Origin of the sequence: Oleidesulfovibrio sp. (assembly GCF_047973035.1) — a bacterium.
In the GTDB taxonomy this organism is placed as follows: Bacteria; Desulfobacterota; Desulfovibrionia; order Desulfovibrionales; family Desulfovibrionaceae; genus Oleidesulfovibrio.
Map to the genome: position 1 here is coordinate 1 of NZ_JBKEBF010000004.1, position 14,634 is coordinate 14,634.

13 protein-coding genes are annotated in these 14,634 nt (G+C 49.3%); 8 read left to right on the forward strand and 5 right to left on the reverse strand.

The window, feature by feature from the left end; genetic code table 11:
• Window positions 1-352: 352 nt before the first annotated feature.
• The 5 genes from ACK5LI_RS00410 (at window position 353) to ACK5LI_RS00430 (ending at window position 3,621) form a co-directional block, all read left to right on the forward strand.
• A complete protein-coding gene (locus ACK5LI_RS00410; RefSeq protein ID WP_416945653.1) occupies window positions 353-619 on the forward strand; it encodes a 4Fe-4S dicluster domain-containing protein in 267 nt (88 codons plus the stop codon).
• An 8-nt stretch (window positions 620-627) separates the two neighbouring features.
• Window positions 628-1,770: a 2-oxoacid:acceptor oxidoreductase subunit alpha gene (locus ACK5LI_RS00415; protein WP_416945654.1), complete on the forward strand. Its 1,143-nt coding sequence runs from the start codon at window positions 628-630 to the stop codon at window positions 1,768-1,770.
• A 7-nt stretch (window positions 1,771-1,777) separates the two neighbouring features.
• Window positions 1,778-2,608, forward strand: a complete 831-nt coding sequence (locus ACK5LI_RS00420; RefSeq protein ID WP_416945655.1) for a 2-oxoacid:ferredoxin oxidoreductase subunit beta — start codon at window positions 1,778-1,780, stop codon at window positions 2,606-2,608.
• A complete protein-coding gene (locus ACK5LI_RS00425) occupies window positions 2,608-3,234 on the forward strand; it encodes a 2-oxoacid:acceptor oxidoreductase family protein (RefSeq protein WP_416945656.1) in 627 nt (208 codons plus the stop codon). Before ACK5LI_RS00420 ends, ACK5LI_RS00425 begins: the two co-directional genes overlap by 1 nt.
• Window positions 3,235-3,321: 87 nt before the next feature.
• Window positions 3,322-3,621 (forward strand): hypothetical protein, encoded by a 300-nt coding sequence (locus tag ACK5LI_RS00430; protein ID WP_416945657.1) that lies wholly within the window; start codon window positions 3,322-3,324, stop codon window positions 3,619-3,621.
• 78 nt (window positions 3,622-3,699) lie between these two features.
• Here the strand turns inward: ACK5LI_RS00430 and ACK5LI_RS00435 are convergent, their stop codons facing one another.
• Together ACK5LI_RS00435 and ACK5LI_RS00440 are read right to left on the reverse strand one after the other, a co-directional pair.
• Window positions 3,700-5,283, reverse strand: coding sequence for a sigma 54-interacting transcriptional regulator (locus ACK5LI_RS00435; RefSeq protein WP_416945658.1), 1,584 nt, complete (start codon window positions 5,281-5,283; stop codon window positions 3,700-3,702).
• Window positions 5,284-5,508: 225 nt separating this feature from the next.
• Window positions 5,509-6,180 carry a tetratricopeptide repeat protein gene (locus ACK5LI_RS00440; protein ID WP_416945659.1) on the reverse strand — a complete coding sequence of 224 codons (672 nt, stop codon included), beginning with the start codon at window positions 6,178-6,180 and terminating at the stop codon, window positions 5,509-5,511.
• 201 nt (window positions 6,181-6,381) lie between these two features.
• On the opposite strand from ACK5LI_RS00440, the gene ACK5LI_RS00445 reads away from it, so the two are divergent.
• Together ACK5LI_RS00445 and nadD are read left to right on the forward strand one after the other, a co-directional pair.
• Window positions 6,382-7,641, forward strand: a complete 1,260-nt coding sequence (locus ACK5LI_RS00445) for a glutamate-5-semialdehyde dehydrogenase (RefSeq protein ID WP_416945660.1) — start codon at window positions 6,382-6,384, stop codon at window positions 7,639-7,641.
• A gap of 56 nt (window positions 7,642-7,697) precedes the next feature.
• Window positions 7,698-8,372 carry a nicotinate (nicotinamide) nucleotide adenylyltransferase gene (gene nadD, locus ACK5LI_RS00450; RefSeq protein ID WP_416945661.1) on the forward strand — a complete coding sequence of 225 codons (675 nt, stop codon included), beginning with the start codon at window positions 7,698-7,700 and terminating at the stop codon, window positions 8,370-8,372.
• Window positions 8,373-8,390: 18 nt separating this feature from the next.
• On the opposite strand, the gene ACK5LI_RS00455 is transcribed toward nadD, so the two are convergent.
• Window positions 8,391-10,070: a diguanylate cyclase domain-containing protein gene (locus tag ACK5LI_RS00455; RefSeq protein ID WP_416945662.1), complete on the reverse strand. Its 1,680-nt coding sequence runs from the start codon at window positions 10,068-10,070 to the stop codon at window positions 8,391-8,393.
• 166 nt (window positions 10,071-10,236) lie between these two features.
• On the opposite strand from ACK5LI_RS00455, the gene ACK5LI_RS00460 reads away from it, so the two are divergent.
• Entirely contained in the window at window positions 10,237-11,070 is an 834-nt protein-coding gene (locus ACK5LI_RS00460; protein ID WP_416945663.1) for a tetratricopeptide repeat protein, read from the forward strand.
• On the opposite strand, the gene ACK5LI_RS00465 is transcribed toward ACK5LI_RS00460, so the two are convergent.
• Both ACK5LI_RS00465 and ACK5LI_RS00470 read right to left on the reverse strand, forming a co-directional pair.
• The gene (locus tag ACK5LI_RS00465) at window positions 11,060-12,085 is read right to left on the reverse strand and encodes a glycosyltransferase family 9 protein (RefSeq protein ID WP_416945664.1); all 1,026 of its coding nucleotides are present in this window, start codon (window positions 12,083-12,085) and stop codon (window positions 11,060-11,062) included. The genes ACK5LI_RS00460 and ACK5LI_RS00465 overlap by 11 nt on opposite strands.
• Window positions 12,086-12,434: 349 nt before the next feature.
• Window positions 12,435-14,630 (reverse strand): HAMP domain-containing methyl-accepting chemotaxis protein, encoded by a 2,196-nt coding sequence (locus ACK5LI_RS00470; protein ID WP_416945665.1) that lies wholly within the window; start codon window positions 14,628-14,630, stop codon window positions 12,435-12,437.
• Window positions 14,631-14,634: the final 4 nt, after the last annotated feature.

The window sequence follows — 14,634 nt, forward strand, 5'->3', positions numbered from 1 at the left end:
GCAACGGCTACAGCCATATCTGCTGCGCTGCCGCCTTGTTGGGCGATCTGTAGCCCAGCGCTCACTGCAGCCGGTTGCGAAGCAGCAACCATATATTGTTCACCATAGACGGGAGAACGACGTGAATTCCATGCAAACGGGGGGATAAAAGAACTCTCCAAGACTGACTCCTGACTGTTATAAACTGACTGAGGACTCAACTACTGCAAATAATACACTTTGGCCTTGCACAGCAATACAAGCTGGTTTAACAATTGTTGGCAATTAACTTGGGAAGGCAATACATATTATTGCCTGTGTCTGCACATTGCAGACACGTTTGCGCACCAACCAATTCTTTTGCGGATGTGCAATGGCAAAAAAAGACAAAGGGCAAACTCTGGTGTGTGTGTACCCGGACTGGTGTAAAGGCTGCGGTATCTGCGTAGCTTTTTGTCCGGGCAAGGTGCTTGAAATCAATACACTGGGAAAGGCTGAAGTAACAAGGATGGATCAGTGCATAAACTGCGGCTTTTGCGAGCTGCATTGCCCTGACTTCGCCATAGTGATCAAGCCTAAGCAAACTGGTGCCACCTGTCCCGTTTACGGGCCTTCAGCACCACCTCAAAGCCAGGAGTGATGATTCAAATGGCCCAGAGAAAAAGGAAAAGAAACGAAGTCTTCGCACAGGGCAATGAAGCTATCGCCGAAGGCGCATTGCTTGCCGGCTGTACCTTCTATGCAGGGTATCCCATCACCCCTTCAACCGAAATCATGGAAGTAATGGCAACGCGCCTGCCCGCCCATGAAAACGGTGTTTTCATCCAGATGGAAGACGAAATTGCCAGTATGGGGGCCATAGTGGGTGCCTCTCTGGCAGGCCGCAAGGCAATGACAGCGACCTCCGGCCCCGGTTTTTCGCTTATGCAGGAACATATAGGGTATGCCTGTATGGTCGAAGCTCCGGTGGTTATTGTTAACGTTATGCGCGGCGGACCCAGCACAGGGCTTCCAACCAGTCCTTCTCAAGGTGATGTACAGATGGCACGCTGGGGCACTCACGGTGATCACTCTATTATTGTCCTTTCCGCCTCCACTGTGCAGGAATGCCTTGATATGACAATCGTGGCGTTTAACTTTGCCGAAAAGTACCGTACACCTGTCATCCTGCTTATTGACGAAGTCACTGCACATACACGAGAAAAAATTGAAATACCAGACGCTAAGGACGTTGAAATCCTTTCGCGTGTCCAGCCTTCCGTGCCACCTGAATGGTTCAAGCCCTTTGCGGATACTGCCCGTGGCGTAGCGGCCATGCCCCCCATCGGCACCGGCTACAGGATGCATTACACCGGCCTCACCCATGACGTAATGGGCTTTCCCACTTCACGTCCGGATGAAGTCAACGAAGCCATGTCGCGCATGTTCCGTAAAATTGACCAATTCTACCCCGACATTCAGCTGGTTGACGAGTACATGCTGGAAGATGCGGATATCGCGGTTGTCGCGTACGGCAGCGTTGCCCGTTCTGCTCATCTTGCAGTCGAACAGGCTCGCGAGCGAGGCTACAAAGCAGGCTTACTTACTCTGAAAACACTCTTCCCCTTTCCTCGTCCTGCAGTAGAAAAGCTCACAAAACGATGCACGGCTGTCATTGTACCCGAAATGAATATGGGGCAGATGTCCCGTGAAGTGAAACGGGTCAACAGCGGAAGCACCCGGGTGAAGACAATTAACCGCGTCGACGGTCAGATAATCTCTCCGTCGGAAATTCTCAAAGCCATAGTGTAGGTGGAGCATGTCTGACGTTACTCAACTCATCCACGATTACCTGCGGCATAACAAAAAGTTTCCGCACGTATTTTGTGCCGGCTGCGGTCACGGCATTGTCCTCGGGTCACTGATCAGAAGCGTACACAGCCTGAGTCTTGCTAAAGACGACGTGGTAATTGTGGCCGGCATTGGCTGTTCCGGCCGCATGGCTGTTTATGTGGATTTTAACACAGTCCATACAACGCATGGCCGCGCACTTACTTTTGCAACGGGTATTAAAATGGCCAACCCGCAACTCAAGGTTATATGCGTTATGGGCGATGGCGATGCCATGTCCATCGGCGGTAACCATCTGATCCATGCTGCACGCCGTAACATCGGCATCACCACGCTGATTCTGAACAACTTTATTTACGGCATGACTGGCGGACAATGCTCGTCTGCCACCCCTCATGGCGACATGTCCATGACAACTCCGTATGGCTCGCTGGAACCCTCTTTCGACTTTGTTGAAATGGCAAAAGCATCGGGAGCAAACTATGTGGCCCGAGGCACGGTGTTCCATGCAAACCTGCTGGACAGGCTTATTACCGGAGCACTTGAAAGTCCCGGCTTTTCAATGGTTGAAGCTCTGTCGCCATGTCCGACGCAGTACGGACGTAAAAACAAGTTCAGAAGTGCAGTAGACATGTACCAGTGGCTGAAAAAGAACACTGTTAAGCTTGAATCTGTGGAATCCGGCAAAGTAGCCAAAGGCGACCCTCGAATCCCCATCGGCCTTTTCCGCGACCGCGGACAGCCCGGACTGGAAGAAAAATACGCGGCTCTTAAAACCAAGTTGATGGGCGGTGCCTGATGAAAAAAGGACAACAGGAAATTCATCGTTTCGAAATCAGGCTCTCCGGCCTCGGCGGTCAGGGAATTATCACCCTTGGCAGGCTGCTGGGGTCTTCTCTGGCTTTGGGGCATGGTTACTACGTTACCCAGACCCAAAGCTACGGCCCCGAAGCCCGTGGCGGTTCAAGTAGAGCTGACGTTGTCATCAGTTCCAGTCCCATCAGTTACCCGAAAACTGAAAATCTGGATTTGCTTGTTGCGCTCAGTCAGGAAGCCTGCAACAACTACTACCGCTACATGAAGCGGGCAGGCATCCTGCTGATAGACACCACACTGGTACAGCATACCCCGACAAACCATTTTCTCGGACTGCCGTTTACCACACTGGCAAAAGAAAAAATCGGCAACCCGCTGACAATCAACACTCTTGTCCTCGGTGCCGTTACTCATCTACTGCCTTTTGCAGAACGCCGCCTTGTACGTAAAAGCCTTGAAGAAAATATGCCTGCAAAAATTCAGGCCATCAACATCAAGGCTTTTAACCTTGGTCAGCGTCAGGCCGCCAAACACTTTGGTGAGGCCCCGGAGATATGGAGGGTTGCCAAAGACCATGCAAGTACGGCAGAAGAACAGGAACACGAATAATACAAAGAGGGAGCCCACGCTCCCTCTTTTTCATCACTTAAAATTACAGCAGTATATAAGCTTAGCTACTGCCAGCAAGGAGCTGCAATGAGCACCACAGTGGAAGAATTGACGGTTGATTACGAAGAAAACGGTATTCTGATTGTTAAAGAACTTGATAAAGTAATCCTTTCTAAAGGCGCCTGGGCAACCGTTCTCTTCCGCTACCAGCAATGGGACCACAAGACTGAGGAATACAGCACCGACAAATATATCATCCGCCGCTACCGTAAAATGAGCGGAGAATACAAGCCTCAGTCAAAGTTCAACATTTCCAGCCCCAAGCAGGCACAGATGATCGTTGACGCATTGCAGAACTGGTTGGCAGACATTCCTGAAGAAGCGTAATACGCTTCCATTCTTGTACAAAAAAAGAGCGGAGTCATGAAGCATGACCCCGCTCTTTCATATTCATAAATGCGTTAGCTATTTAATAGGGCGCCCTTTGCTGACGGCAAACTTTTTGGCATCCAGACCGTATTTTTTCACTTTGTAGTTTACAATACGGTAGCTTACCCGCAGATCTCTTGCAGCTTGCAGCATATTGCCCCGTGCTTTTTTCAAAGCATCTACAAGCAATTCCTGCTCAAATTTGGCAACAGCTTCGCAAAACGAAAGGTTGGAATCCGTTGCGGTACTTTCTGCGGTCTGAAGCGACGGGGGCAGATGATAAGTACGTATTACCTGCTCATCGCAGACCAGAACAGCCCGCTCAATGCAGTTTTTAAGCTCACGGATGTTTCCGGGCCAGTGGTATTGCGTCAGCAGATCAATGGCCGGAGTCGAAATACGTTTGATGCTTTTCTGATATTCTTCTGCGTAGCCTTTAAGAAAATGCTCCGCAACAGGAAGAATATCTTCTCTTCTCTCACGCAGCGGTGGAATAAACACAGGAAAAACATTGATACGATAGTAAAGATCCTCACGAAAACTACCATTCTCAACAAGTTCTTCCAGATGTTGATGCGTTGCGCAAATAAGACGAACATCAACAGAAATTGTCTGTTCACTACCGAGGCGCTGAATTTCCTGTTCCTGAATCGCACGAAGCACTTTTGCCTGAGCAGTAGCACTCAACTCGCCGATTTCATCAAGAAAGAGAGTCCCTTTATGCGCAAGTTCAAACAAGCCTTTCTTATTCTGCACCGCTCCGGTAAATGCGCCCTTCTGATAGCCGAACAGCTCGCTTTCCACGAGGTCGGAAGGCAGCGCAGCGCAATTCAGCTTAATCAGCGGCATGTCGCGTCTGGGGCTGGCCTGATGGATTGCTTCGGCAAGCAGTTCTTTACCGGTTCCGGACTCACCTCGTAAAAGTGCAGTAGCGCGGCTGGGACCGACCTGAGCAATCTGGTTTAAAACCAGTCGCATGGACTTGGAGGCAGCAACAATGTTTGTTGCCTGCATACCGGTTTCAGTAGAATCACCGGCAATAAGCCCCTGCGTCATCATATGCTTCTGCCGGGCCATCTCTTCCTGCAGATAGGCGGCCTGATTTGCAATCATTCCCGCAACAACCTGAAGGAAGCGGCATTGTCCTTCCAGAGAAGGCAGGTCGGTGATGGGCGTATCAACACTCAAAGTGCCGATAACTTCACGTGGTGCAGCTTCTTCACCAGGTCCAAGAACAGGCACACAAATAAACCCCAGAGTCGCAAGCTCTTCTTCCGAGCGCCCGAAGGCTTTGTTCAAAAATGAAGGGTGATCCTTCATACGAGGAACAATAACCGGCTGACCGGAACTGAAAACCTGACCGGTCACCCCTACGCCGGGGGCGTATTCAATGTCATCAGACTTTGCAGGGTCGTGTGCAAGACTAAGTTTCAGGGTCTGAGTTTCTGGATCAAAAATGACAAGGTGGGGGCGTTTAAACTGGTGATTTTCAGCCAGCGTTCGCAGCAACGACTTTAGTGACGACTGGAATGGACGTTGGGGGCCCATATCAGAGACTATGCGCTGTAGGGTTCCTAGGTAAGGTTGAAGTCTCGAATCCTGAGTATTAATCTGGCTCATAGTAGTTATTGATTGCGGCGTCCGGCCACGGCGTTACCACCTAGGTCGACAACCTACGTTGTTCAGGTCAATCACCCTGGGTTGATCAAAAAATGAACCGTGAAAATTATATCTCAAACAATTTCTACGACTCTGTTTTACACTGCAGTGCAGCAAAAACCGAAAGAGGAAAGAGGTAATAAAGACCCCTTTCCTGAAAACCGTACGCCATGTAGGCTGTATAGCCTAGCTTTTAGCCTGCAAACGTTGCTTAACCTTCTGAATACGATATTCAATATACCCTTTTTCATCCGCGGAAACAACAGGCTGTAATGCTTCAAAAGCAGACAGAGCTTGATTGTAATCACCAGCTTCCATGGCTGCCTCACCAATCATGCGATTGATCGTGTTCTGAGCTTCTGCGGAAGCTCCGGTCACTAGAGGTTTCAGTACTGTTACCGCCTCTGCGGGCTTACCTTGCTTCATATACACCTGAGCAAGCCCCAGCTTGGCCGTCATGGCGGCATCAGCATCAGACTGTGCGGCAAGTGCTTTATACGCTTCTGCCGCCCGATCGTACTGCTTCAGTTCAATACTGACCTTGGCGATCTCGTAGTTAACGGCCGCACCAAGCTCGCTACCGGCCTTGGCAGAAAACGCTTCAAGCGCACTCAGCCTATTTGCACCAGTCTTGGTAGCTACGATCATACCAAGATCAGCCTGGCTCTGCTTCAAAGAGCTTTCGCTGTTCCACGAGTAAGCGGCAGCACCGCCGGCAAGCAGTACAACTGCGCCGATAGCCATGCTTATGGTTTTGATATTGTTCAGAACAAAGCTCAAAGCAGGGTCAGCTGCGGGATTTACTTCCGCACTAAGCTGGTCCAACAGGGTTGTCTGCTCTTCTTTGGATTGAGACATTCGGATTTCTCCTTCATTAGGAAGCGGTCTGACAACGTATGACGTCATCTTTTTTGAAAAACGCATTCACTTGTAAGCAGGGCTTACAGAAATGTCAAAAGGGAAATCGACAGGTTGAGGTGTGCAACAGTATGTTGCCACTCATTGCATAAACAGATAATTTACCAAATTCATGTTTCGATTATTAAGACAGGAGGCATCATGGATATATATACACAACTTCAAGAGATGGGAAAAAAAGCAGCAAAGGCAGCCCGTGCCATGCGCGCAGCTTCACCTGCTGCTAAATCCTCTGCTCTTATCAAGCTTGCGGAAATATTGCGTACTGAAAAAGCTGCAATTGCAGATGCAAATCGTAAAGACCTGGAAGCAGCAGAAGCCCGCGGACTCGATGCCCCCCGCATGGACAGACTGCGCCTGACTGATATCGTCATCGAAGAGATGGCCGGCGCATGCGAATTTGTAGCTGACCTTCCCGATCCCATCGGCGCCACAGAAAAACAATGGCAACGCCCCAACGGCCTGCTTGTGGGTAAAATGCGAATTCCGCTGGGCGTTATTTCCATGATCTACGAATCACGCCCCAATGTTACTGTCGATTCCGGCATTTTATGTCTTAAAGCGGGTAACGCTGTAATTCTTCGCGGCGGATCAGAAGCTTTTCATTCCAACATGGCACTTGCTGGCTTTATTCATCAGGCACTCTCTTTTGCCGGTCTGCCCGAAGATGCTGTACAAGTTGTCCCCTCCACTGACAGGGCAGCCATCAAGGCTCTTTGTGAACTGGAAGACTATGTTGACGTAATCATTCCCCGAGGCGGAGAAACCCTCATCCGTACGGTTGTAGAGCAAGCGCGTATGCCTGTGCTCAAACACTACAAAGGGGTCTGCCATGCGTATATTGACGAGGGCGCCGACCTTACAAAAGCTTGCGAAATCGTCTTTAACGCAAAAGTTCAGCGCCCGGGTGTGTGTAATGCCCTTGAAGGTATGCTTGTGCATAAAAACGAGGCCGACACGTTGCTTCCCATGATAGCAGAAAGGCTTGGCTCAGCCGGAGTCACGTTCCGTGCGTGCCCCAAAGCGCTCCCACTGCTTGGTACAGCTGCCCAGCCCATGACGGAATCAGACCCCGGAACAGAATTCCACGATCTGATCATGGTTGTAAAAGTTGTTGAAAATCAAGACGAGGCGCAGGACTACATTGCGCAGCACGGATCTAATCACACAGAGATCATTTGCACCCGCAACCATGAAAATGCCATGCGCTTTGTACGCGAGGTCGATGCATCCATGGTTGCAGTCAATGCATCCTCACGTTTTAACGATGGCGGCCAGCTTGGACTAGGGGCCGAAATCGGTATCAGCACGTCAAAGCTGCATTCTTATGGTCCGATGGGAGTAGAAGAACTCACGACAACAAAATTCGTCGTGATGGGCAGCGGGCAAACCCGTCAATAATCATAAGCGGGGCGGCAATCACCGCCCCGCTCTTTATTCTATCTTACAGCGTGGCTATGTATAAAACAGCTTTGTTCGGCGGAACATTCAACCCTCCGCATATAGGCCATCTGAGGCTGCTCATCGAAGTCCGTGAGGCTCTAGGCCTTGACGGTGTCGAAGTGTTGCCCTGCAGTGTTCCACCACATAAAAACATTCGCGGTATCCTGCCGTTTGAAATCCGTTGCGCCATGTTAAACGCCATGGTTGCCCCGTTCCAATGGGCTACAGTCAACACCATTGAAGGCCAAAGACAAGGTCCTTCCTATACGCTGGACACGCTGAAACTGCTGACAGAAGAAAGAAAGGCCAAAATGTTATTTGTGCTTGGCGCAGAAGACTTTCCCGCCTTACCACAGTGGCACAAAGGAACTATATTGCCCGATGTAAGCGACCTGCTGATAGTCACTCGCGGCACAGATACAATGGATGGTTTTCTAGCTGCGATAGAAGATTGGCCAGACGGCAAATTACAGCAGGTTTCTCCGTCACTACCTGCTGTACAAAAAGAATACATGACAGCCAGCGGCGGAAGAGTACTCTACTTACCTATACCGATGCTCGAAATCAGCGCCTCACTGATACGTGAACGCTGGCTGCAGCGCCGTTGCCTGGCAGGGCTGATCCCTGAATCAGTTCTGGATATTATGGAAAAGCATGAAGAAACCATTCGGGCAGAATGGTTGGAGTAATAACTGGTTATTGGAACCTTACGAGCCGGTGTCTTTATACATTCCCGCCTCCCAAAGCACGACTCCCAGATGCATGGTTTTGGCATGATACATAGCGGCATCTGCCCTGCGCATCGCAACGGAATGATCCGGAGCATCCAGCCCGAGCAGGACAACTCCAATGCTCATGCCCAACAGACTGTCATCCGGCAGACTGTCAAAAGGATCGTGCAGTGAGGTCAGGAGATTCGTAGCAAGTCGCCGGGCATCCTCCTCACAGCTAATGCCTCTTAGCAGTACACTGAACTCATCTCCACCAACTCTGCCTATCACATCTGAGTTGCGGATTTTTAAGCTCAGGCGCCCTGCCACTTCACGCAATACCTTGTCACCAACATGATGCCCATAGCGGTCATTGACCTTTTTAAAGTTGTTCAGGTCAATATAGAGCAAGGCACACAAATATTCCCCGCCGCGAACTTCAGTAATTGTCTTTGCAAGAACTTCACGAAAAGCCGACCGGTTATTTACACCTGTCAAATCATCCTTTGTAGCTCTTTTGAGCAGGTGGAGTTCATGCAGACGCCGCGCTGTAACGTCAATAACCATTCCCTCCAGGCGGGTTACATTACCTGAAGCATCTAAAACGGTATGGCAGCTAAGCTCTACCCACAGCTTACCACCTTGCTTGTTATTCAGACAAAGCTGGAAGCCATGGACTGATTTTTGCGATGTCAAAAACGGCAGGCAAAGATCACCTTTTGCGTTCTCTGATGTAAACAACTGACAAAGTGTAGGAAACTCGCCCAGCATTGATGCCGAATCTATAAAACCAAAAAGCCTTGTCATTGCGGGATTCAGCTCGATGAATCGTCCATCAGGGGTTGCCTGAAAAATGCCCTCGCGAGCATTCTCAAAAATTGTGCGGTACTTGGCTTCCGCCTCGCGTAATGCAGCAGCAGAAGCAAGCAGCTCTGAAACGTCGGTAACTACGCAGACAAGCTCTCTTTCCGAGGATTCGACCACATCTGTTCGGCTCGAAATTCCTATGCGAACAGGCAGGTATTCATCATCGGAGACTCTCAGGTTACCTCCGAACGAGGCAAAGCCGTCACTTTGGGCTTTTCTTGTTTCGAGCCAAAATTTACTTACTTTGGCGGGATGTAAAAGATTAACAAAAGATCCCCCAACCACATCATCAATATGCTTTTTAAGCATTGTAAGCAGCTTGGAGTTACAATACCGGATAGAATAATCGCTTCCCAGTATAGCCAGTCCATCATTAAGGCTTTCAACAATAAGTCTGTAACGGGATTCGCTTTCCAGCAGGCGCTGCTCAAGCCTATTTTTGTGGATAGCCATCTCTATAGAACGATGGAGCGTATCTACGGCAACCGGCTTAGCAAGATAGCCAAAAGGGTTTACCTGTTTAGCCCGCTCAAAGGTCTCAATTTCCTGACTGCTTGTGATAAATATAATCGGAAGGTCACAACATCCTGAAAGCTCGGCAGCTGTCTGCACGCCGTCCAGCACTCCTGAAAGCATGATATCGACCAGTGCAATATCCGGAAGAAGCTCCGGTGCCTTTCGAACTGCTTCCTCTCCGTTTTCAAAAACTCCGACAACAACATAGCCTAGAGATTCCAGCTGGATCCGCAAAGTAGCAGCTGCAAGCCTGCCGTCTTCAACAACAAGAACTCTGGGCATATTGTTAAGCATTCTCATGTATCCCACTGAAAATTTCAGCTATCCATGTATAAGTAAATTGTGGACACTACTATCACCAACCGCTCTTAAGGGGAAGCCATCTTATGCATCAAATTAACGACTTTACATCTAACGGAGACAAAGATACATATTGATACTATACTTATAAGGTCCATCCATGCTTAGAAAAACAGCTCCCAAATCCGTTCGTGAGAACCTCGCCCGTGCTAAATCATCTGTCAGGCAGGGTAGCATCGAAAAAGCTATCCTTTGCACCATCTCTGCAATCAAATCTTATCATCCCGAAACGTTACTTGGCCCTGCCCGCTTTGAAACAGAAGTAGTTCTCGAAGAACTCATTGCCGAGTTTAACCGTTCGCCCCGCATTATAAGCTTTTTCCATTCGCAAAAAATTCATTCGCTGGTTTACGTCCGCTATCTACGTGGTGAAGAACATGAACTTGTCGACAGGTTGGAAACAATTCTGCATGGCCTTGAGCAGGAAAATATCCATAACGAAGAGCTCAAACGTTGTGAAAGCGAAGAGCAAAAACAAGAGTTGTTAAAAAAAGGGCTGGCTTGCATGGAAAGAGGCCAACTGCCGCGCGGCAAAAGTTACTTGAGACGTGTAGTTGACGATTGGGGGCGGGAAGAAGGTGTTATGACATTCGTTGGCCTGACCATGCTTGAATATGAACTTTTCTTTGAAGCCGCAGAGGTTCTGCACGATGCTTTGAAGCGCTTTCCCACTGAAAGCAAAGCATGGGCCGGAGCAATCAAAGCCTATAAGCAACTCAAAGAGTATGAAGTTGCAGAGCGCCTTTACATTCAAGCCATGAAACAGTTTGGAAGGCACCCGATCACGCTGCTTAATCTGGCGAAGCTATATGTAGAATGGGGCGAAAAAGACAAAGCATATGATTACGCAAAGCTGGCATTGGAAAAAGACCCGTCGCTACGTGAAGCTGAAGAATTGTTGAAAGCCGTCGAAAAACGGATTCTTACGCGTTAACAGACTTTTTGCCTTCAACCTTTCCTTTAACAGCATCAAATACTTCATCAACGCTTATAGTGGCCATACAAGCCTGGTCGTGCGGGCACTTTTTGCTGCCATGGAGCGAACATGGTCTGCAGCTTAGTTCCGCCTCCAGCACAACATCATTTTTCCCTTCCGGATAAAACCCCCACGCCTTATGTGTCGGACCAAAAAGAGCCACAACAGGGGTTCCCACTGCAGAAGCAAGATGCATTGGGCCAGAGTCACCAGTCACCACAACAGCTGCCAGCGAAAGCAGCGCACAGCTTTCGCGCAACGATGTTTTGCCGGTAAAATCCAGCACCCCGCAAGCAGCATCTGCAAAAAACGTTTTGCCTGCTCCGACAACTGCGCACTGGTAACCAGCGGCACACAGCCGTTCTGCTAAAGCATACCAGTTTTTATCCACCCAAGCCTTGTTAATATGCGTTGAATACGGATGCAGAATGATAAGAGGAAACTGTCTGGCATTGTCCAACATGGCTTTAGCGGCATTTTTCTCTGCCTCAGTGAGGTAGATAATCGGTAACAAGTCACTGCGCTCCGGCGCTTCATCCTGAACAGCCAAGGCATACCGTTGCGGAACATTGAAGCGTAGCAGCTTTTCTGCGCCAACCCGTCCTCCGCTTGATAAAAAGGCGCGCCTCTCGGCAGACATTTTCGGATAGCGCAGCACCGGCCCACGCCAAAGAATGCTCAGCAGGTACGAACGAATCGTTCCGTGCAGATCAATCATCCCCCAACCGGCATGCTCTTTTGAAATCCTGCGAAATTCGCGAAGCATCGCAGGAAGCTTAAATCGGGCGGAATCAAGGCCGATGACCTTTTCAACAGCTGGATGTCCGTCAAATACACCAGCCCATTCTTTTCTGGTTAACACGCTGAAAGTCCACCCATAACGTTTGGCCAGATAGTCAAGCACTCCGGTAGTGAGTACCACGTCTCCTAGCGCACTCAGGCGCATTACCAGCCAACGGGAAGGTTGTTTCATGGGTTATCCTTAAAAAAATAAAATGGAAAAAAGCGTATGACGAACAAGGAGCGAGAGATTATCAGGCAATATGACAAATGAAAAGAGTCGGCCTGAACCGCAACACCTGTGTTTCTTTACCCCGTGTCAAAATCCAGCCCCATCCCATTGGAATCTTTTTGCCCCCAGTTTTTCCAATTATCCTGCCATACAATTACTCCGGAAAAAACGATGGCACGACACCGCAAAACAGAGGAATTCAGCCCATGGACCAAAGCCTCCGATCCACAAACCAGCCCGTTACCGTTTCAAGAACAAAAAAGGGCAACGACATTATGCCGCTGCCCTGTCATTCTCTACCGTATCTTAATTAATAGCGTTCAAAGTCCTGATCGCCATCATCAGATTTATCCTCCAGATTAAAGCGCAGCTTTACCGGCTTCACTTCAGAACGGGAAGGTTCATACACCGCACTTTCAAGTGATCGTTGGGGCACAGTCTGTTGAGAAGGTTTAACTCTTGTTGCTTTCAGCTGAAAGAAAGCTACCGCTTGTTGCAACTGGCTGGCTTGCGCAGCCAGCTCTTCAGAGGTGGAAGCAACCTCCTCGGAAGCTGCTGCGTTCTGCTGGACAACCTGATCAAGCTGATGCAAAGCAGAATTCACCTGCTCTGCTCCAGCTCGTTGCTCAATACTTGCTGCGGCAATTTCCTGTACAAGGTCAGATGTTTTCTCAATAGCCGGTACAAGAGAACCAAGTAGTTCACCTGCGCGCTCTGTCACTCCCATGCTTGAAGCTGAAAGCTCGTTAATCTCGGCCGCTGCCGCCTGACTCCGCTCGGCAAGCTTTCTCACTTCCGATGCGACAACGGCAAACCCCTTACCTTGCTCCCCTGCACGCGCGGCCTCGATAGCGGCGTTAAGAGCCAGCAGGTTTGTCTGCCTTGCAATTTCTTCAATGATAGATATTTTATTAGCAATCTCGCGCATAGCAAGAACAGTTTCCGACACAGCCTTACCGGATTCACGGGCGTCGCGTGCGGCGCTTGCGGCAATGCTTTCTGTCGTTTTTGCATTTTCCGCGTTCTGCGCAATGCGGGAAGCCATTTCTTCTGTAGAAGAAGAGCACTGTTCGACAGAAGCTGCCTGCTCCGTGGAGCCTTGTGAAAGAGCCTCAGCCGTTGCGTTCAGCTCTTCGCTGCCAGTAGAAACATTCTCGGCACTAAGCTGCACTTCGCTGACAACTTCACTAAAACGCGAAACCATAGTGCCAAGCGACTTGAACAATCTGTCTTCAGCAGATCGAGGCTCAAGGCTAACCCGCAGGTCGCCGCCTGCAAGGGAATCTGCAATGGCTGCGACTTTATGCTCTGCAGTTACCATTTCTCTAAGAGAAAGCATAAGCGCATCGTTCTCGGAACGAGGAGTAACAGTGACATCAAGCTGACCGATAGCAAGGTGACGGGCAATACTTACCACATCACGTTGCGCAGCCAGCATCCGCTGCATTGCGTTCAGCAACTGCCCGATTTCATCTTTACCGCCTGCATCGATCTTTACATCATCATCGCCAACAGCAACGGCATCAGCAACGGCAATTGCTTTTGATAAACCAACCCGAATTGAGCGTGTAATGACATAAGCGAACATCAGACCGACAATCAAAGCCAGCCCCGTCATTGCCGCAGTCAACAGAGAGGCACTTTCAACCTGCTCCTGCATATCCTGCTGCTGCTCTTTTAACGCCTGTTCCACAAGAGCAGTTATCGCGTCAGATCTGGCAACCATATTCTTTGCAATCTCAGCCTGCCGCAAACTGACTTCTTCAAATATCTCTACACCCTTTCCATAGCTTTGCACCTTTTCAGAAAGGGCACGAAAGCTTTGTCGCTCTTCAGCATTCTCTGCCAGCGGAACAAGCTTGTTTACTAAAGAAAGTACAGAATCAAGCTGCGCATAAACATGCTGCAATCGCTGAGGATCATTGTCGTTCAGGAAGTACAAAACCGAAATTCGGGAAAGCAGAAAGCCAGCATAAATATCTTTCTGCAGCTGAAGCTTGCGCAGAGTATCATACTGAACCGCAGTAGAAGTTCCCGTCTGGGCACCTTCAACAAGCAAACTTTCAAACTTTTCTATGTCCTGTTCCAGAGACTCTGCAACCGCCACTACTCTTTTCAGCTCGCTCTCATAGGCTTGCTGTGCCAAAACATACTGTGCAAAAGCCTGCGCGTAAGCTTCATATTGATTTGTCAGTTCTCCATACCGCTTCTGTTCTTCAACATCTTTAGTTGTACGTTGCAGTCCCCCGAGCGTCTCCTTCATTTTAAGCCCGAGATCAGAAAACGCCTGCACTGAAGCTTCATCAGCATTGAGCATGTAGTAAAGAACGCTCAAACGTGAGCGTTGCATATTCTCCATACCCGTATGTACGGCGCTTGTGGTATCTGATTCTGAAACAAGCACTTTCTGGCTGGAAAATCCCATGAACGCGACAGCCCCAGTCAACAGTAGCATCACCCCGAAACCAAGCCCCAGCTTGGCTGCAATGGACATATGCTTAAGCATACTC